Here is an 18184-nt window from a genome sequence, read left to right as displayed (position 1 = left end):
GGTCGTCGGGTGGTGCGGTGCCGGGGTGGTTGGGGCGGTGCCGGGGTGGGCGGCCGTGCGTACGGGGGCCGGGTCGGGCGGCGGCCTGCGTTGGGGGGCCGGGGGCGGTCGGTGTGCCGGGGTGGGGCTCCACCCCGGTACCGACCCCCCGCCCCGGCGCCGCTCCACCCGGCGACCGGACACCGCCCCGACACCGCCCCGCCCCCGCTCCCGGCCTCCACCGTCCCGCAGACCGAACCGGCGGCCGCCGTGCTGCGTCCGTACGGGGCATGAACTACCGACCGCCCGCCATCGGCTGTCTCGTCCTCCTGGCCGGTGCCGCAACCGGCCTCTTCGCGTGGTCGTACGGCGCCAAGCCGATGCTGACCGGCGGCTTCGAGGGCGAGGGGCAGGATCTCAGCGTGCTCTGGGTGGAGCTGCCGATCATGCTCTTCGGCGTCCCGGCCGGCGCAGGCGCCGTCTGGGCGCTCACGGCCGCCGCTCTGCGGCACCGCTCGCGTGGCGCCCTCGCGCTGCTGCCCGTCGCGGCGGCGCTGCTCGCCCTGGGGTTTCTGGCCTGGGCCTGCGTGGGCTGGCTCGACCACGTCTCGGACGTGCCCCACCCCACGCCCGGGGCGTGAAGTCCCGCCCCGTGGCCCCGCCCGCGCTCACCAGGTCTTCCCGGCCTGCTCCCGGACCGTGCGGTTGATCCTGTTGAAGAAGTTCGTCAGCGCGATCTCCAGGGTGATCGAGCCCAGCTGCTCCTCGCTGAAGTGCTCCGCCGCCGCGTCCCAGACCTCGTCCGTCACCCCGGGCGCGTCGTCCTGGAGCCGGGTGGCGGCCTCCGCCAGGGCGAGGGCCGCGCGCTCCGCCTCGGTGTAGAACGGGGTGTCGCGCCAGGCGGCCACGTGGTGCAGTCGCTCGTGTGTCTCGCCGGCCTTCTTCGCCGCCTGCACGGTCGCGAAGACGCACGGGCTGCACCCGTTGATCTGGCTGGTGCGCAGGTGCACCAGCGACAGCACCCGCTGGTCCACGCCGCCGGCGTGGATCGCCTTGTAGAGGTGCTTGATCCCCGTCAACACGTCGGGGTTGGCCGGGCTCGTCGTGCGTGCTTCCATCGGTCCTGCTCCTTCATCGGTTACCTGTGCCCCTTCGGGCCCGTCACCCCCATGACGGAGCGGAACCGAGGAAGGTAACCAGCATGTCCGACCCCACCGCCGAGGCCGCCGAGGCAGACGCGGCCGCCGCGGCCTTCGAGGCGCAGCGCGGCCGGCTGCGCTCGGTCGCGTACCGCATGCTCGGCTCGCACGCCGACGCCGAGGACGCCGTCCAGGAGGCGTGGCTGCGGCTGTCCCGGCAGGACGCGGCGGAGATCCGGAACCTCCCCGGCTGGCTGACCACCGTCACCGGCCGCATCTGCCTGGACGTCCTGCGGGCCCGCCAGACCCGCCCCGAGACGGCCTACGACGACCGGCTCCCCGAGGTCGTGGCGCTCGACGACGGCCCCGTGCCCGAGGACGACGCGGTGCTCGCCGACTCCGTCGGGCTGGCGCTGCTCGTCGTGCTGGAGTCGCTCGGGCCCGCGGAGCGGCTGGCGTTCGTGCTGCACGACCTGTTCGCCGTGCCGTTCGACGAGATCGGCCGGATCCTCGGCAGGTCCAGCGGCGCCACCAAGATGCTCGCCAGCCGCGCCCGCCGGAAGGTGCGGTCGAGTGAGCGCCCGGCCGGGGCCGGTCCTGAGCAGCGGGCGGTGGTCGAGGCGTTCCTCGCGGCGGCGCGGGGCGGTGACTTCGAGGAGCTGTTGCGCGTCCTCCATCCCGAGGTGCGGCTGACGGTCGACACCCCCGACGGCACCTCCGTCACCCTCGGCGCCACCCGGGTCGCCACCGGCGCGCAGGTGTCCGCCCGGGCCGGTGCGCGGGGGCAGGCGGTGCTCGTGGACGGCGGGCCCGGGCTTCTCTCGCGGCACGAGGACGGCGCGCCGCAGGCGGTGCTCGGGTTCACCGTCGCCGGCGGGCGGATCACCGCGATCCGCATCGTGCTCGACCCGGCGGTGCTCGCCCGGCTGGACCTGCCGGAGCCGCCGCGGGGCGGGTAGCCCGCGGCCGGTCGGCAGGCCGGGCAGACGTGCGGCGGTCCGTGCGCCAGACTGAGCCCGTGACCGAAGCCGCCGTGCCCGCCCGCGGGCCCCGCCCGCGCCCCCGCCGGCGCCCCCGGGTGCGGCGCGGGGCCGTGGCGCGGGGCGCTGCCGGGGTGTTCGCGGCGGCCGCCGCGGCGCAACTGGTCGGGCAGCTGGCCGGGGCCGGGTGGCTCGTGCACGGGACGAAGCCGCTGCTGATGCCCGCGCTCGCCGCCTGCGCCGCCGCCCGCGGCGCGCCGCGGGCGCTGCTCGCCGGGCTGCTCTGCGGGTGGGCCGGGGACGTGCTGCTTCAGGTGGGCGGGGACGGGCCGTTCCTGGCCGGGATGGGGGCGTTCGCCGCCGGGCACGTCTGCTACCTGACGCTGTTCCGGCGGGCCGGCCGCCGCCTCGCCCGCGGGCCGGAGCGGCGGCTCGCCGTCGCGTACGGGGCCGCCTGGGCGGCCGGCGTCGCGGCGCTGTGGACCGGGCTCGAACCGGGGCTGCGCGGGCCGGTCGCCGCGTACAGCCTGCTGCTCGCCGCGATGGCCCTCTGCGCCGTCCGGTTCGGGCCGCGCGCCGGCGCCGGCGGCGCGCTCTTCCTGCTCTCCGACACCCTCATCGCCGCCGGTCTGGCGGACCGGCCGCAGCCGCCGGCCGCCGGGTTCTGGGTGATGGCGACGTACCTGGCCGCCCAGTACCTCATCGCGGACGGCGTGCTGCGCCGCTCCGCGCCGGCGGCCGGGCCCGCGCCCGCACCCGCGCCGCCGCCCGCGCCCGCGCCTGCGGACGGCGAAGGCCGGGCGGCGGCGCCCTGAGGCACCGCCGCCCGGCCCGGAGCCGTGCTACGTCACCGGCCGGCGCTCACCGCCGTACCGCGTCGTACGCGTCCACGATCCCGGCCCCGTAGAAGCCGTTGAACCGCTCGCCGCCGGTGCAGGTGGAGTCCTCCACGCCGTTGCCGTCCGGGTCGTAGAAGTCCGGGCAGCCCGGGTTGTCCGCCTGCCCCTTCATCATCAGGTGCAGCAGGGTGGGGGAGAGCCACCGGTGCTCGCTCTTGAGGAGCGCGGCGACGCCCGCGGCGTGCGGGGTGGCCATCGAGGTGCCCTGCAGCCAGCCGTACTTGTTCTCCGGCAGGGTGGACAGGATGCGGCCGTTCTTCGACGGCGTGTCCGGGATCTGGTAGCCGTCGCCGCCGGGTGCGGCGAGGTCCACGACCCGCTTGCCGTAGCTGGAGTAGTACGACTTGTCGTCGTTCACGCCGGTCGCCGAGACGGTGACGATGCCCGGCAGCTGCGTCGGCACGTCCCAGCACTCGGACGGGTCGATCGTGCGCTCCACCGGCGTGCTGTCGTCGGGGCTGGAGTCGTCCACGATCTCGTCGGAGGCCAGGTCGTCGTTGGAGTTGCCGGCCGCGGCGAAGTGCAGGGTGCCCTTGTTCATGGCGTACTTCGAGGCCCGGTTGACGGCGTCGACGATGGCCCGCTGGTCGGGGTCGTCGAGGCAGTTGTAGAGCCACGGGTCCACGTAGTAGCTGTTGTTGGTGATCTCGATGCCGTTGTCGCCCGCGAAGACGAAGGCGCAGACCACGGCCTCGGCGAAGAACAGCGCGGTGTCGGGCTCGCTGACCTTGAGCGAGGCGACCTGCACGCCGGGCGCGACGCCGGCCACGCCGACGCCGTTGCGCGCCGCGGCGATCTCACCGGCGACGTGCGTGCCGTGGTAGTCGCCCTGCGGGTCGAACGGCCGCCAGGCGCCCTCGCTGGTGTCGGCGACGCCGCCGACGCAGCTGGCGGACTGCTCGGCCGAGAAGTTGGCCTTGAGGTCGGGGTGGGTGTCGTCCACCCCGGTGTCGATGACGCCGACGGTCACGTCCCGGCTGCCGGTGGTGACCTTGTGCGCCTTGTCGGCGCCGATGGCCGGCAGGTCCCACTGCTCGTTCTCCAGCGGCTCGACGTCCGGATCCTCCGAACGGGCCTGGGCCGCGCCCTCGTAGACGTCCGGCGCGCTGGTCTCCAGCGTCCCCGACGGCTTCAGCGGCGCCGTACGGGTCGCGCCCGCGGACTGCACGCCGCGCACGTCGCGCAGCTCCTCCGCGAAGTCCGGGTTGGTGGAGTGGGCGACGAACACGCCGATCTTCTTGTACGCGACGACCACCGAGCCGTCCGCGTCGGCGATGGCGTCCTCGACCCGGTCGATCGTCCTGTGGTCGGTCCGCGTGTTGACCACGTAGGAAAGGGTCTCGTCGGCCGCCGCGGAGCCGCCACCGGGCTCGGGAGCCGACGCGGCGGAGGCCGCCCCCGGCAGGAGGGCGAGCGCCGCCGCGAGGGTCAGCCCCAGGGGCACTGCCAGCAGGCGCCGGCCGCGGGGTCGGAGATGAGCCATGGGATCTCCAGATCATCAGTCGGAATCCGCCGCGGACGCATCCGCGGTCAGGTACACGGCAAGCGAAACTAGCGCTGATCACCCGCGCCCATCAATACATCGCCCCGCAGTGTCTTTTGGCGTGTCGTGCACGTCAGGCCCCACGCGGCCCCCTCGGCACCCGCGTACGGCGGGAGCCCGGGCCGCCGGGAACGCAACAAACTGTTGAATGTCAGGCCCCTGGCGTAGGCTGCGAAAGGTCAGGAACCGCCGTGGGAGGGCCGTCACCATGCTGCGTGACACCTATGGACGAGTCGCCAGTGACCTGCGCGTCTCGCTCACCGACCGCTGCAACCTCCGGTGCACGTACTGCATGCCGGAAGAAGGGCTCAGCTGGCTCGGCAAGCCCGAGCTGCTCACGGACGACGAGATCGTCCGCCTCGTCCGCCTCGCCGTCACCGAGCTGGGCGTGACCGAGGTGCGCTTCACCGGCGGCGAGCCGCTGCTGCGCCCCGGGCTCGTCGGCATCGTCGAGCGCTGCGCCGCCCTCGCCCCCCGCCCGCGGCTCTCCCTGACGACCAACGGCATCGGCCTGGAGCGTACGGCCCCCGCCCTGAAGGCCGCCGGCCTCGACCGGGTCAACGTCTCGCTGGACACCCTCCGGCCCGACGTGTTCCAGCGGCTCACCCGGCGCAAGCGCCACGCCGACGTGCTCCGCGGCCTCGCCGCCGCGCGCGCAGCCGGCCTCGAACCGGTGAAGGTCAACAGCGTCCTGATGCCCGGGCTCAACGAGGACGAGGCCCCCGACCTGCTCGCCTGGGCGGTCGCCGAGGGCTATGAGCTGAGGTTCATCGAGCAGATGCCCCTCGACGCCCAGCACGGCTGGCAGCGCGACGGCATGATCACCGCCGGCGACATCCTCGCCTCGCTGCGCACCCGCTTCGAGCTGACCCCGGAGGGCGACGCGGCGCGCGGCTCCGCGCCCGCCGAGCGCTGGACGGTGGACGGCGGCCCGGCCCGCGTCGGCGTCATCGCCTCCGTCACCCGCCCCTTCTGCCGCGCCTGCGACCGCACCCGGCTGACCGCCGACGGGCAGGTGCGCAACTGCCTGTTCGCCCGCGAGGAGACCGACCTGCGGGGCGCGCTGCGCGCCGGCGCGCCGGACGCGGAGATAGCGCTGCTGTGGCGGGAGGCGATGTGGGGCAAGAAGGCGGGCGCCGGGCTCGACGACCCGGCGTTCGTCCAGCCGGACCGGCCGATGTCCGCGATCGGCGGGTGACGCGGCGCGGCCGCCCGAAGGTCGGGCGGCCGGGCGGCAGGTGGGAGGCGGCAGACGGCAGGCGCTAGGCGGCAGACGGGCGGGTGCCCGGCGGCCCCGCGGACGGCGGGCTTTCAGCCGTTTTCCGGTTCGCCCTTCCCGGCTTCCTGTCCGGCGCCCGGTCCGGCGTCACGTGCCGCGCTCTTCTCCGCGTCCTGCCAGTCCGCCAGCGTCACGACCTCTTTGAGGAAGCCGCGCAGGCTCAGAAAGCGGCTGAGATATTCGCGGTGCTCGTCGCACGCGAGCCAGGTCTTGCGGCGCTCCGGCGTGTGCAGCTTCGGATTGTTCCAGGCGACCACCCACACCGCGGGCGCACGGCAGCCCTTGGCGGAGCAGAGGAGAGCGGGGTCAGCGGTGTTCACAGGGTCCAAGAGTACGTCCCGGAAAAAGGGCGACGCCGGGCAGCCACGGGGGGAGCCGCCCGGCGTCGGTCCGTCGCTCCGACGGGGGATGCGGAGCGCGTACGAAGTATGTCACGCGAGGCCGCCCGCTCGGCACCGGATCCGCATATTTGATTTGAGGTTTTTCTGAGCTTGCGCGCTTGGTGATCAAACGGTCGGCGGAGCGCTGTCGCTGGTCGTCGACTCGCTCCCGGCCTGACCCCGGTCACCTGGGGTTTCGGGCGCCCGCGCGGTCCGCGGCGGCGGCGCGATCACTGTCCGTGGCGGGGTGACGGCGAAGGTGGACGGAAGCGAACGGACGTTCTCCCGGCCCGCGTTCGCGATGACGACCGCGAAGTACGGGATGAACATGCCGAGGACCAGGGCCACGATCGCGATGTGCCGCTCGACGTTCCAGAGCAGCGCGGCGGCCACCACCGACACGGCACGGACGATCATGGAGATCACGTACCGCCGCTGCCGGCCACGTACGTCGTCGTCCAGGCTCTGCCGCGCGCCGGTGATCCGGAACACGGCGGCATCGCCGTGGTGCTTCCGCTTCACGCTCCACCCCCCAGCTACCGGGTACTCCCCACGGTACGCCGCACAGGGCCGTCCCACGACGCCGGGGCGGCGCAGCCCGGCCCGCAACCCGAACGGCCGTGGCCGGAATGCGCTCCCCGGGACATCGCAGGAAACTGGCACCGCGGGCGGACACCGCCGCACGAGGAGGCGACATGAACTGGCTGTGGGCCATCATCGTGGGTCTGATCCTGGGCGTCATCGCCCGGGCCATCCTGCCCGGCAAACAGGCCATTCCCCTCTGGCTGACCACCGTCTTCGGCGTCATCGGGGCCATCGCCGGCAACGCCGTGGCCTCCGGGATCGGCGTGGACGACACCAAGGGAATCGACTGGATCCGGCACATCCTGCAACTGGCCGGCGCCGTGGCCGTCGTCGCCCTGGGCACCCCGCTGTACGACGGGATGCGGGGCCACAAGAAGCGCAGCCCCCGCTGACCGTCAGCCGGCCCCGGGCGCCGCCAGCTCCACCGCGGCCAGGTTGCGCTTGCCGCGGCGCAGCACCAGCCAGCGGCCGTGCAGCAGGTCCGCCGCGGCCGGCACGGCGTCCTCGCCCGTGACCTTCACGTTGTTCACGTACGCGCCGCCCTCCTTGACCGTCCGGCGGGCCGCCGACCTGCTCGGCGCCAGCCCCACCTCGGCCAGCAGCTCCACCACCGGCCCCAGCTCGGTGACCCGCGCGTGCGGCACCTCCGCCAGCGCCGCACGCAGCGTCGCCTCGTCCAGCTCGCCCAGCTCACCCTGCCCGAACAGCGCCCGCGACGCGGCGATCACCGCGGCGCACTGCTCCGCGCCGTGCACCAGCGTCGTCAGCTCCTCCGCCAGCGCCCGCTGCGCGGCCCGCGCCTGCGGCCGCTCCGCGGTCTGCCGCGCCAGCTCCGCCAGCTCCTCGCGGCCCCGGAAGCTGAGGATGCGCAGGTAGCGGTCGACGTCGCGGTCGTCGACGTTCAGCCAGAACTGGTAGAAGGCGTACGGGGTCGTCAGCTCCGGGTCGAGCCAGACCGCGCCGCCCTCCGTCTTGCCGAACTTCGTGCCGTCCGCCTTCGTCATCAGCGGCGTCGCCAGCGCGTGCACGACGGCGTCGGGCTCTACCCGGTGGATCAGGTCGGTGCCCGCCGTCAGGTTGCCCCACTGGTCGCTGCCGCCGGTCTGCAGCGTGCAGCCGTGCCGCCGGTACAGCTCCAGGAAGTCCAGGCTCTGCAGGATCTGGTAGCTGAACTCGGTATAGCTGATGCCCTCCTCGGACTCCAGCCGGCGGGCGACGGCCTCCTTGGCGACCATCTTGTTCACCCGGAAGTGCCGCCCGACGTCCCGCAGGAACTCGATCGCGGACAGACCCGCGGTCCAGTCCAGATTGTTGACCATCCGGGCCGCGTTCGGGCCCTCGAAGTCGAGCAGCGGCTCGATCTGCGCGCGGACCCGCTCCACCCAGCCGGCGACGACCCCGGGGTCGTTCAGCGTGCGCTCCGCGTCCGGCTTCGGGTCGCCGATCTGGCCCGTCGCGCCGCCGACCAGCGCCAGCGGCCGGTGCCCGGCCAGCTGTAGCCGCCGTACGGTCAGGACCTGCACCAGGTGGCCGACGTGCAGGCTGGGCGCCGTCGGGTCGAAGCCGCAATAGAACGTGACGGGCCCGTCCGCGAGCGCCTTGCGCAGGGCGTCCTCGTCGGTGGACAGGGCCAGCAGCCCGCGCCACCGCAGCTCGTCGACGATGTCCGTCACGTCTCTCGTATCTCCTCGAACTCGAACCCGCGCCGCCCGTGCGGCTGCGTACGAGGGTAATGGCAGCTACACGCCCCGGCTGACCGAGCTCATGTTGAAGTCCGGGATCCGCACCGGCGGCATCGCCGCCCGCGTGAACCAGTCGCCCCACTCGCGCGGCAGCGTCCGCTCGGTGGCCCCGGCCTCCGCCGCCCGGCCCAGCAGGTCGACGGGGGACTCGTTGAAGCGGAAGTTGTTCACCGCCCCGGTCACCTCGCCGTTCTCCACCAGATACACGCCGTCCCTGGTCAGCCCGGTCAGCAGCAGCGTGGCCGGGTCGACCTCGCGGATGTACCACAGGCAGGTCAGCAGCAGCCCCGGGCCGTCGTGCCCCAGCCCCGCGACCATCTCGTCCAGCGACTTCGTGCCGCCCGCCTCCAGCACCAGGTTGTCCGCCTCCGGCGTGACCGGCAGGCCGGTGAGCTCCCCGGTGAAGCGGTTCGTCAGCAGATGCCGCAGCGTGCCCTCGCGCAGCCAGTCCACCGGCCCGACCGGCAGCCCGTTGTCGAAGACCGACGAGTCGCTGCCGGAGGCGTGCGCGACGACGAACGGCGCCGACTCCAGACCCGGCTCCGCCGGGTCGCTGCGCAGCGTCAGCGGCAGCCCGGCCAGCTTCTCGCCCACGCGCGTGCCGCCGCCCGGCCGGCTGAACACCGTACGGCCCTCGTGGGCGTCGCGGGCACCGGCCGACCAGAACAGGTACACCAGCAGGTCGGCCACCGCGCTCGGCGGCAGCAGCGTCTCGTACCGCCCGGCGGGCAGCTCCACCGGGCGCTCCGCCCACGCCAGCCGCTGCGCCAGCTCCGCGTCCAGCTCGGCGGGGTCCACGTCGGCGAAGTCCCGGGTCGAGCGGCCCGCCCAGGCGGACCGCGTCCGGTCCGGGGACTTGGCGTTCAGCTCCAGCGTGCCGGTCGGCTGGTCGTGGCGCAGCCGCAGCCCGGTGGAGGTGCCCAGGTAGGTGGAGGTCACCATGTGGTTCGCGAAGCCGTACAGCTCCCGGCCGCCGGCCCGGGCGCGGGCGAAGGACTCGCCGAGCGCCGGCGCGAAGGCGGCGAACACGTCGGAGGTGGTCTCGGCGGGCGGCGCGGTGAAGTCGGCCGACGGCGGCACGCCCTCGACCAGCGGACGGGCGTCCTCCGCCGGACCGGCCTCGCGGGCGGCCGCCTCCGCGGCCCGTACCAGCGGCTCCAGGTCCCCGGCGGTGACGGCGGCGCGCGACACGACGCCGGTGGCCGTGCCCTGGCCGCCGTCGACGGTGGCGATGACGGTGAGCGTACGGCCGCGGGTCTCGCCGTTCGTCGTCAGGGCGTTTCCGGCCCAGCGCAGGTTCGCGCTCGACTCCTCCTCGGCGATCACGACGCAGCCGTCGGCGCGCGACAGCGCAAGCGCCCGCTCGACGGTCTCGTGCGGCGCGGTCGCCCCGGTCGTCCCCGTCATCGGCCGGCCTCCTGGGTGGTGTTGAGGATGTTGACGTTCCGGAAGAGGGCCGACGGGCAGCCGTGCGAGACGGCCGCGGCCTGCCCGGGCTGGGCCTTGCCGCAGCTGAACGTGCCGCCGAGCACGTACGTCTCCGGGCCGCCGATCGCCGACATCGAGCCCCAGAAGTCGGTGGTCGTCGCCTGGTACGCCACGTCCTTGAGCTGGCCCGCCAGCCGGCCGTTCTCGATGCGGAAGAACCGCTGGCCGGTGAACTGGAAGTTGTAGCGCTGCATGTCGATCGACCAGGACCGGTCACCGACGACGTAGATGCCCCGCTCCACCTCGCCGATCAGCTCCTCGGTCGTCGGCCCCTCGGGCGCCGGCCGCAGCGAGACGTTCGCCATGCGCTGCACGGGCACGTGGGCGGGGGAGTCGGCGAAGGCGCAGCCGTTGGAGCGGTCCGCGCCGGTGAGCTTCGCGATCCTGCGGTCCGTCTGGTAGCCGACGAGCACGCCGTCGCGCACCAGGTCCCACGACTGCGCCTGCACGCCCTCGTCGTCGTACCCGATGCTGGCCAGCCCGTGCTCGGCGGTGCGGTCGCCGGTGACGTTCATCAGGCCGGAGCCGTAGCGCAGCTCCCCGAGCTGGTCGAACGTCGCGAAGGAGGTGCCGGCGTACGCGGCCTCGTACCCGAGGGCGCGGTCCAGCTCGGTGGCGTGGCCGACGGACTCGTGGATCGTCAGCCACAGGTTGGAGGGGTCGACCACCAGGTCGTACGACCCGGCCTCGACGCTCGGCGCCGCCATCTTCTCCGCCAGCCAGCCGGGAATGCGCGCCAGCTCGTCGTCCCAGTCCCAGCCGGTGCCGGTCGCGTACTCCCAGCCGCGGCCCGCCGGCGGCGCCAGGGTACGCATCGAGTCGAAGCCGCCGGCGTCGGTGACGCTCACCGCGGTCAGCTCCGGATGGATCCGCACCCGCTGCTGGGTGGTGGAGGTGCCGGCGGTGTCCGCGTAGAACTTGTTCTCCTGCACCGCGAACAGCGAGGCGTCCACGTGCGACACCCCCGGCGCGCCGAGCAGCCGCTCACTCCACTCCGTCAGCAGCCCGGCCTTCTCGGCGTCCGGCACGTCGAACGGGTTCACCTCGTACGCGGAGACCCACGTCTTCGCCGCGTGCACCGGCTCCGGCGCCAGCTCCACCCGCTCGTCCGCCCCGGCCGCGGCGATCACCCGCGCCGACAGCTTCGCCATCGCCACCGCCCGCGCGGCGACCCGCGCCGCGGCGTCCATGGTCAGATCCACCCCGGCGGCGAACCCCCACGCCCCACCGTGCACCACGCGCACCGCGTACCCGAGGTCCGTGGTGTCCATGGCACCCGCCGGTCTGGCGTCCCGCAGCCGCAGCGCGGCGCTGCGCACCCGCTCCAGGCGGAAGTCCGCGTGCTCGGCGCCGAGCGCGCGAGCCCGCGCGAGCGCGGCGTCGGCGAGAGCGCCGAGCGGCAGCGCGAGAAACGCGTCGTCGAGGGATTGGGCCGACTTGCTCACGTGCTGCCCTCCGGTCTCGGTGGGTGGGCGCGGTCCCGAAGGCCCGCGCGGGCCTGCGGCAGATCATGCCCCGATGGGCCGCCGTACGCACGACGTTATCCGAGGGGGTGGGGTGGTCAGGTGGGTGGCGCCCGGGCGGGTGGTGTCCGGCCGGGTGGCGCCCCGCCGGGTGGTGGAGCCGGTACGGGCGCCACTCGACCGGCGACGCCGCCGCTCGCCGGGGGGCCGGCGCCGGGGGCCGGGGGCGGTGGGTGACGCGGCGACGGGGGAGGGGGCGTCGGGGGCAGCCGGGGCGGTGAGTGACCCGGAGCCGGGGGATGGGGCGGCGTCGGGGTGGGCGGGCGTGCGTGCCGGGGCGCGGTGTCGGGGGTGTGGAGCATTTGTCCCCCCGGGCCTCGCTGCCCGGCGTGTCGGGAGTGCCGGGCGTCGGGCCTGGTCGGCGATGGGCACGGAGCTGGCGGTGATCGGCTCTCATATCCCGACCGCGCCGCTGCCCGGGGCCCGATCCCTGCCCTGCGGCGCCCGCTCGCACCGCCCTCCGGGGCGCCGCGCGTGCTTCGGCGTGGCCGGGGCCCGCCGGGGTGCACGTCGGCGGGCGTAACCCGGCCCTCGTGGGTGATTTGGGCCGGTTTTGGGGGTGGGTTACCGCGGGTTCGTCACCGCCACGTGCGCGCCGAGTGGCCGCACGCACGTGGAAGGTCAAAACTCGGCCCCGGTGGGCGATTTGCCCTGGTTCGAGCCTGGGGTTACCGCCGGTTGTGACAAGCAAGCGGCATGCCCCCTCCGGGGGCGGCGAGTCGCAGAAGGCGCAGCGCCGCAGGGCGGCGACGCCAGTGGGGCGCCCTGCGGTGCGGACGCGATACGAGGCCGATCGCGGCCCAGCTCCGCACAGATCGCCGACCAAGCCCGACGCCCCGCACACCTGACACGCCGGGCAGCGGGCCCGGGGGCAAATGCTCCAACCCCCCGACGCCGCGTCCGCCACGCACGGCCGCTCACCCCGACACCCCTCGGCTGGCTGGACCCGATCTGGCTTTCCAGTTGGACCCCCTCGGGCATCGGGGGCGGGCCCGGTTCCCGGGGCCGGAACGGCTCGGCGGGCGCCGCGGCCGGAAAGGCTGTACCGGTCTCTTTGCGGCACGGTTCCTTGCCAGGCGCGATAGATGCCGCGGTGAGTGGAGCGGCCAGCGTCGTACGGTTCTTCCGGTGTGCTCAGTACCGGCCCCACCGTGCTGAGGTACCGCTCGGGCGGAAGACCACCTTGTAGCCGTTTGCGTGCGCCCATCGGGTGCCGTAGTCGGCCAGCTCGGACGAGCCGGAATGCAGGAAAATGGTGGCGAGTCTCTTGCCGGACTCGAGGTCCTTGCCGTGCAATATCTTGCCCAGCTGGGCTTCGGAGCCCGCTATTCCCACCATGACCGCCAGGCACACAAGTCGGTACGGGTGCCTGTCTCGCTGAAAGACGCGCGCGAGCGCCGGGTTGTAGATGCGTGGCTCGCATTGCCTCAGCATCGTATACAGTCTATGACCGCGCTGCTCGTCGATCCACATGCTGCCGGTCAGGCAGGTGAGGGTCTTCTCCAGCAGGCGCTCGACTCGGCTGACCTCGGCCATCTCGGTGGGAGTCAAGCCGAGACCGTTGCGCAGGGTGTCGTCCGCGCCGCATTTCCTCAACCGCGCGATGGCGCTTTCCCGGCCCGTGTAATAAGCCAGGTGCAGGGCCGTATCGCCACCCATATTTTGTGCATTCACGTCGGCCGTTTCGAGTACTTGCCGCAGTTCGGCTTCCGATGTGGCCGCCGCAGCACACACGGCGAAGAATTTCTGCATTTTCCGGCGGCTTCTCCGGGACCGCCTCACGGCGTAGACAGCCACAGGTATTCCGACGAGGAGCCAAAACACGGACACGATCACTTCGGACGTCTTCATGCCGGACTCCAGGGCCGGAGGGGACCTCGCTGCGTACCTTCCCGTTGCCCGGTAGTCTGCGCGGCGCCCGTGGGGACCCCTCCCGGGTACCGCTTTCCCGCGGGTGCCAGGCAGGCAGGTCCACCGCCTCGGCAGCCGCCGTCAGCTCCTCGTTGTAGGTGACGAACCCGTCCGGCTCCCTCCGCAGGGGCCCCGTCACGGTCGGCACCTCAACGACATCCGGCCGGCCTGCGGCGTGGAAGAGGTGTCCTTCGGAGGTCGTCCGGTCGCCTCTTGGTCCTGAACCTGGCGTCGACGACAACGGCCCCCGGAGGGCGCCGAGGGGCGACAGCAGAAGCACCCCTGGCCGGCACGGTTCCGTCTGCTTCTGTAGGAACCCCACAAGGGTCCGGCGTGGGGCTGTGTGGGGGGCGGAATGTCCGGGGCGGGGGGCGTACCGATAGCTTCTCGGGTGAGGTTCCCGGAGACCGTCCGGGGCCCACCAGGGAGAAGGGACGGGTCCTTGAGCCGCTCGGTTCTGGTCACCGGAGGCAACCGCGGTATCGGCCTCGACATCACCCGCGCGTTCGCCGAGGCGGGCGACAAGGTCGCGTTCACCTACCGCTCCGGCGAGCCGCCCGCGGCGCTGACGGAGCTGGGCTGCCTGCCGGTGAAGTGCGACATCACCGACACCGAGCAGGTGGAGCAGGCGTACAAGGAGGTGGAGGAGAAGCACGGCAACGTCGAGGTGCTGGTGGCCAACGCCGGCGTCACCAAGGACCAGCTGCTGATGCGGATGTCCGAGGAGGACTTCACCTCCGTCCTCGACACGAACCTCACCGGCACGTTCCGCGTCGTCAAGCGCGCCAACCGCGGCATGCTGCGGGCCCGCAAGGGGCGCGTCGTGCTCATTTCCTCCGTGGTGGGCCTCATGGGCTCCCCGGGGCAGGCGAACTACGCGGCGTCCAAGGCGGCGCTCGTCGGCTTCGCCCGTTCGCTGGCGCGCGAGCTGGGCTCGCGCAACATCACGTTCAACGTCGTCGCGCCCGGCTTCGTCGAGACCGACATGACGCGGGAGCTGTCGGAGGAGCGGCAGGCGGAGATCGTCGCGCAGGTGCCGCTCGGCCGGTACGCGCAGCCTGCGGACGTCGCGGCCGCCGTGCGCTTCCTCGCCTCCGACGACGCCTCGTACATCACCGGAGCCGTCATTCCCGTGGACGGCGGATTGGGCATGGGTCACTGACCACCATGAGCGGAATCCTCGACGGCAAGCGCGTCCTCGTCACCGGCGTGCTGCTGGAGTCGTCCATCGCGTTCCACGCCGCGAAGCTGGCCCAGGAGCAGGGCGCGGAGATCATTCTGACCGCGTTCCCGCGGCCCACCCTGACCGAGCGCATCGCGAAGAAGCTGCCGAAGCCGACGAAGGTCGTCGAGCTCGACGTCACCGACGACGAGCACCTCGGGCGGATCGAGGGCATCGTGCGCGAGGAGCTGGGCGGCCTCGACGGTGTCGTGCACTCGGTCGGCTTCGCCCCGCCGGACGCGCTCGGCGGGAACTTCCTGCACACGCCGTTCGAGTCGGTGGCCACGGCCATGCACGTCTCGGCGTTCTCGCTGAAGTCGCTGACGATGGCCTGCCTGCCGCTGATGCAGGGCGGCGGGTCGGTGGTCGGGCTCACCTTCGACGCGCAGTACGCCTGGCCGCAGTACGACTGGATGGGCCCGGCGAAGGCGGCGCTGGAGGCCACCAGCCGCTATCTGGCGCGTGACCTGGGCAAGGAGAACGTCCGCTGCAACCTGGTGTCGGCCGGGCCGATCGGCTCCATGGCCGCCAAGTCCATCCCCGGCTTCACGGACCTGGCGGACGTGTGGAACACCCGCTCGCCGCTGGAGTGGGACATGGCGGACCCGGAGCCGGCGGGGCGCGGGATCGTGGCGCTGCTGTCGGACTGGTTCCCGAAGACGACGGGCGAGATCGTGCACGTCGACGGCGGCGTGCACATGATGGGCGCGTAGCCCGGGGTCGAGGGGATTTCCGTACGGGCGGCTCCCGCGCCGGGGTCGCCCGTTCGGCGTAGGCGGGTGGGCCGCGGGCGGGGCGGCGGCGCACGCTGGAGGGGCAGTTACCGTCCCCTTGTGGTGCAGCAGCGACGCCGGTGTGCGCGGTGTCGCCGTACGGCCGAGGAGGTGCCGTGGTGCGTGAGGGCCCGCGTCGTTCCGGCCGCCGCACCCGGGGGACCCGGTGTTCCGCCCCTCGCCGTACGGGACTGGGGGCGGTGGCCGGCGCCGTCGCGGTGCCGGTGCTGCTGCTGATCGCGGGGACCGCGAGCGCCGCGGACGGGCCGGACCGGCCGGACGGGCGGGGCGGGCCGACGAAGGCCGAGTGCCGCACCACCGTCAGCGGGTCGGCCGTGACGGCCCGGTGCTACAACGCGGGCCCGTACACCGACCTCGTGCAGCTGCACATCGAGTGCGCCCGCTGGTGGGACCCGGACGTCGACGGGATGCCGACGCGGCTGGACCCGGCGGAGGGCGGGGAGCTGGGCGACCGCTGCTGGTTCGGCGTCGCCCGGGCGTGGGTCAGCCACGAGCGGCTGCGGGACGTACCGGACTGACGGCGGAGCCGCGGCCGGTCGGCCGCCGTCAGCCGCCGCTCGGCGCCGGCTCCGGCATGCACCCGTACGCGTGCCGGCCCGCCTCCTCCGCCGCCCGCTCGGCGTCCCCGGCGCGGATCGCGGCCACCATCCGGGCGTGGTCCAGGTGCTCCGCGGGCAGCAAGACGTCGCCGACCTTGGAGCGCAGCGTCGAGCGGACGACCTCGCCGAGGTCCGCGTAGACCGCGGTCAGCACCTCGTTGTGCGAGGCCGCCGCCACCGCCAGGTGCAGCGTCGCGTCCGCCTCGACGAACGCCGCCGCGTCCCCCGACTCCCACGCCTCCTCGCGCCGCCGCAGCAGCAGCTCCAGCTGCGCCATCTCCGGCTCCGTACGGCGCACCGCCGCCAGCCGCGCCGCCTGCGCCTCCAGCGCGCTGCGCAGCTCCGACACGTGCCCCGGCGGGGCGCCGGCGAACCGGCGCTGCATGACGCCGGCCAGCTCGCTCGTCGCGGCGACGTACGTGCCGGAGCCCTGGCGGATGTCGAGCAGGCCGTTGTTCGCGAGTGCCCGGACCGCCTCGCGGACGGTGTTCCGCGCGACGCCGAGCTGCTCGACCAGCTCCGGCTCGGTCGGGATGCGGCTGCCGACCGGCCACTCGCCCGCGGTGATCTGGGTGCGCAGCTGCGCGATCACCTGGTCGGTGAGGCTGGATCGGCGCGGCGACGTCAGTCCCATGTCTCTCCCGTGCTCGTACGGCGGAGGCTGCCGCGGCTGTCGAGGATGCCGAGTGGACAACCATTCATCCAATGATTCTATGATGGTCTGCATGTCACGTCGCAGCATCCTCGCAAAACCCGTCGAGACGCAGAGGGAGATGACCGGAGAAGCCCGGGCCACCGAGCCGGCCGAAGCCTCGCGGCCGTCCCCCGCGTCGCGGGTGGCGCCGTGGATGCTGCGGCTCATGGTCCCCGCGCTGCTGCTCGCGGCGGTCAACCTGCGGCCCGCGATAGCCTCGCTCGGCGCGCTGCTGGAGGACGTCCGCACCGACATCGGCATGAGCGGCACGGTCGCCGGGCTGCTCACCTCCATGCCGCCGCTCTGTTTCGCCGTCTTCGGCAGCCTCGCGCCCCGCTTCGCCCGCCGGTTCGGCCCCGTGGCCGTCGTCGCCGGCGGGCTCGTCGCGATCGCCGGCGGCCTGGCGCTGCGGCCGCTGCTCGGCAACACCCCGGCGTTCCTCGCCGCCAGCGCGCTGGCCCTCGGCGGCATCGCGGTGGGCAACGTGCTGATCCCCGTCATCGTCAAGCGCTGGTTCCCCCGCCGGGTCGGCTCGATGACCGGGCTCTACTCGATGGGCCTGGCCCTGGGCACCGCCTCCGCCGCCGGCGTCACCGTGCCGGTGAGTGACGCGCTGGGCGGCAGCTGGCGGCAGGGCCTCGGGGTCTGGGCCGCGGTCGCCGCCCTCGCCGCGGTGCCGTGGGTGGTGCTGGCGCGCGGCTCGCGCCGGGCCGCGCGCGCCGCCGACGGCGCCGGTGCTGCCGGTCCTGCCGGTGCCGCCGGTACGGGCGACGGAGGCGGCGGCCGGGGCGTCGGTGGGCAGGCGACGGAGCCGGAGCGCCCGGTCCGTATCGCCGCCAGCCCTACCGCCTGGGCGCTCGCCGTCTTCTTCGGCCTCCAGGCCACCGCCGCGTACGTCACCCTCGGCTGGCTGCCGCAGATCTACCGGGACGCCGGCGTGTCCGCGTCCACCGCCGGGCTGCTGCTCGCCGTCGCCATGGGCATGGGTGTGCCGCTGGCCTTCGTGCTGCCGCGGATCGCGGCCCGGCTGAACCACCAGGGGCCGCTGGTCGTGGTCCTCGGCGCCTGCGGCCTCGGCGGCTACGCCGGGCTGTGGCTGGCGCCCGCCGGCGGCGCCTGGGTGTGGGCCCTGCTGCTGGCCGTGTCGAACTGCGCGTTCCCGCTGGTCCTCACCCTCATCGGGGTACGCGCCCGCAGCCACGCCGGGCTCGTCCGGCTCTCCGCCTTCGCGCAGAGCACCGGCTACCTGATCTCCATCCCCGGCCCGCTGGCGGTCGGCGCGCTGTACGGGGCGACGGACGGCTGGGACGTGCCGCTGGCGGTGCTCGCGGTCTTCATGCTCGCCCAGGTCACGGTCGGGATCGCCGCCGGGCGCAACCGCGTGGTCGAGGACGAGGTCTGACCCGGCGCGGCGGCGCGCCGGCGCC

The 18184-nt window shown here is 73.9% G+C and carries 18 protein-coding genes; 9 read left to right on the top strand and 9 right to left on the bottom strand.

Features of this window, described 5'->3' with window-relative positions:
• Nucleotides 1-269 precede the first annotated feature (269 nt).
• Nucleotides 270-620 (top strand): hypothetical protein, encoded by a 351-nt coding sequence (locus ACHZ99_RS00970; protein ID WP_420302352.1) that lies wholly within the window; start codon nt 270-272, stop codon nt 618-620.
• A gap of 27 nt (nt 621-647) precedes the next feature.
• On the opposite strand, the gene ACHZ99_RS00965 is transcribed toward ACHZ99_RS00970, so the two are convergent.
• The gene (locus tag ACHZ99_RS00965; protein WP_420302351.1) at nt 648-1097 is read right to left on the bottom strand and encodes a carboxymuconolactone decarboxylase family protein; all 450 of its coding nucleotides are present in this window, start codon (nt 1095-1097) and stop codon (nt 648-650) included.
• Nucleotides 1098-1180: 83 nt separating this feature from the next.
• Between ACHZ99_RS00965 and ACHZ99_RS00960 the strand changes: the two genes are divergently transcribed.
• Nucleotides 1181-2077, top strand: coding sequence for a sigma-70 family RNA polymerase sigma factor (locus tag ACHZ99_RS00960; protein ID WP_420302350.1), 897 nt, complete (start codon nt 1181-1183; stop codon nt 2075-2077).
• Between the two features lie 59 nt (nt 2078-2136).
• Nucleotides 2137-2913, top strand: coding sequence for a lysoplasmalogenase family protein (locus ACHZ99_RS00955; RefSeq protein ID WP_420302349.1), 777 nt, complete (start codon nt 2137-2139; stop codon nt 2911-2913).
• A 46-nt stretch (nt 2914-2959) separates the two neighbouring features.
• Here ACHZ99_RS00955 and ACHZ99_RS00950 read toward each other — a convergent pair whose 3' ends face one another.
• A complete protein-coding gene (locus ACHZ99_RS00950) occupies nt 2960-4480 on the bottom strand; it encodes a S8 family peptidase (RefSeq protein WP_420302348.1) in 1521 nt (506 codons plus the stop codon).
• 268 nt (nt 4481-4748) lie between these two features.
• Between ACHZ99_RS00950 and moaA the strand changes: the two genes are divergently transcribed.
• On the top strand, nt 4749-5738 hold the full coding sequence (gene moaA, locus ACHZ99_RS00945) for a GTP 3',8-cyclase MoaA (protein ID WP_420302347.1): 990 nt from the start codon (nt 4749-4751) through the stop codon (nt 5736-5738).
• 113 nt (nt 5739-5851) lie between these two features.
• Here moaA and ACHZ99_RS00940 read toward each other — a convergent pair whose 3' ends face one another.
• Nucleotides 5852-6148: a hypothetical protein gene (locus tag ACHZ99_RS00940; RefSeq protein WP_420302346.1), complete on the bottom strand. Its 297-nt coding sequence runs from the start codon at nt 6146-6148 to the stop codon at nt 5852-5854.
• A 177-nt stretch (nt 6149-6325) separates the two neighbouring features.
• The gene (locus ACHZ99_RS00935) at nt 6326-6721 is read right to left on the bottom strand and encodes a DUF3099 domain-containing protein (RefSeq protein WP_420302345.1); all 396 of its coding nucleotides are present in this window, start codon (nt 6719-6721) and stop codon (nt 6326-6328) included.
• A gap of 173 nt (nt 6722-6894) precedes the next feature.
• On the opposite strand from ACHZ99_RS00935, the gene ACHZ99_RS00930 reads away from it, so the two are divergent.
• Nucleotides 6895-7176 carry a GlsB/YeaQ/YmgE family stress response membrane protein gene (locus ACHZ99_RS00930; RefSeq protein ID WP_420302344.1) on the top strand — a complete coding sequence of 94 codons (282 nt, stop codon included), beginning with the start codon at nt 6895-6897 and terminating at the stop codon, nt 7174-7176.
• A 3-nt stretch (nt 7177-7179) separates the two neighbouring features.
• On the opposite strand, the gene tyrS is transcribed toward ACHZ99_RS00930, so the two are convergent.
• The 4 genes from tyrS to ACHZ99_RS00910 all read right to left on the bottom strand — a co-directional run bounded on the left by tyrS (nt 7180) and on the right by ACHZ99_RS00910 (nt 13289).
• Nucleotides 7180-8457: a tyrosine--tRNA ligase gene (gene tyrS, locus ACHZ99_RS00925; protein WP_420302343.1), complete on the bottom strand. Its 1278-nt coding sequence runs from the start codon at nt 8455-8457 to the stop codon at nt 7180-7182.
• A 66-nt stretch (nt 8458-8523) separates the two neighbouring features.
• The gene (locus tag ACHZ99_RS00920; protein ID WP_420302342.1) at nt 8524-9933 is read right to left on the bottom strand and encodes a metallopeptidase TldD-related protein; all 1410 of its coding nucleotides are present in this window, start codon (nt 9931-9933) and stop codon (nt 8524-8526) included.
• Entirely contained in the window at nt 9930-11459 is a 1530-nt protein-coding gene (locus ACHZ99_RS00915) for a TldD/PmbA family protein (protein ID WP_420302341.1), read from the bottom strand. The genes ACHZ99_RS00920 and ACHZ99_RS00915 overlap by 4 nt, the downstream gene beginning before the upstream one ends.
• 1212 nt (nt 11460-12671) lie before the next feature.
• Nucleotides 12672-13289, bottom strand: coding sequence for a hypothetical protein (locus ACHZ99_RS00910; RefSeq protein WP_420302340.1), 618 nt, complete (start codon nt 13287-13289; stop codon nt 12672-12674).
• Nucleotides 13290-13890: 601 nt separating this feature from the next.
• Here ACHZ99_RS00910 and fabG point away from each other — a divergent pair.
• The 3 genes from fabG (at nt 13891) to ACHZ99_RS00895 (ending at nt 15982) form a co-directional block, all read left to right on the top strand.
• Nucleotides 13891-14610 carry a 3-oxoacyl-[acyl-carrier-protein] reductase gene (gene fabG / locus ACHZ99_RS00905; RefSeq protein WP_420302339.1) on the top strand — a complete coding sequence of 240 codons (720 nt, stop codon included), beginning with the start codon at nt 13891-13893 and terminating at the stop codon, nt 14608-14610.
• Between the two features lie 5 nt (nt 14611-14615).
• Nucleotides 14616-15383 carry an enoyl-ACP reductase FabI gene (fabI, locus tag ACHZ99_RS00900; protein ID WP_420302338.1) on the top strand — a complete coding sequence of 256 codons (768 nt, stop codon included), beginning with the start codon at nt 14616-14618 and terminating at the stop codon, nt 15381-15383.
• Nucleotides 15384-15643: 260 nt separating this feature from the next.
• The gene (locus tag ACHZ99_RS00895) at nt 15644-15982 is read left to right on the top strand and encodes a hypothetical protein (RefSeq protein WP_420302337.1); all 339 of its coding nucleotides are present in this window, start codon (nt 15644-15646) and stop codon (nt 15980-15982) included.
• Nucleotides 15983-16010: 28 nt separating this feature from the next.
• Here the strand turns inward: ACHZ99_RS00895 and ACHZ99_RS00890 are convergent, their stop codons facing one another.
• Nucleotides 16011-16697 carry a FadR/GntR family transcriptional regulator gene (locus ACHZ99_RS00890; RefSeq protein ID WP_420302336.1) on the bottom strand — a complete coding sequence of 229 codons (687 nt, stop codon included), beginning with the start codon at nt 16695-16697 and terminating at the stop codon, nt 16011-16013.
• A gap of 79 nt (nt 16698-16776) precedes the next feature.
• Between ACHZ99_RS00890 and ACHZ99_RS00885 the strand changes: the two genes are divergently transcribed.
• Complete coding sequence (locus ACHZ99_RS00885) at nt 16777-18159, top strand: CynX/NimT family MFS transporter (RefSeq protein WP_420302335.1); 1383 nt, start codon at nt 16777-16779, stop codon at nt 18157-18159.
• Nucleotides 18160-18184: the final 25 nt, after the last annotated feature.

It is taken from the genome of Streptomyces sp. MAR4 CNX-425, assembly GCF_048656465.1.
In the GTDB taxonomy this organism is placed as follows: domain Bacteria; phylum Actinomycetota; class Actinomycetes; order Streptomycetales; family Streptomycetaceae; genus Streptomyces.
The sequence above is the reverse complement of the archived record's forward strand: the minus strand, read 5'-3'. Positions and strand labels throughout refer to the sequence as shown.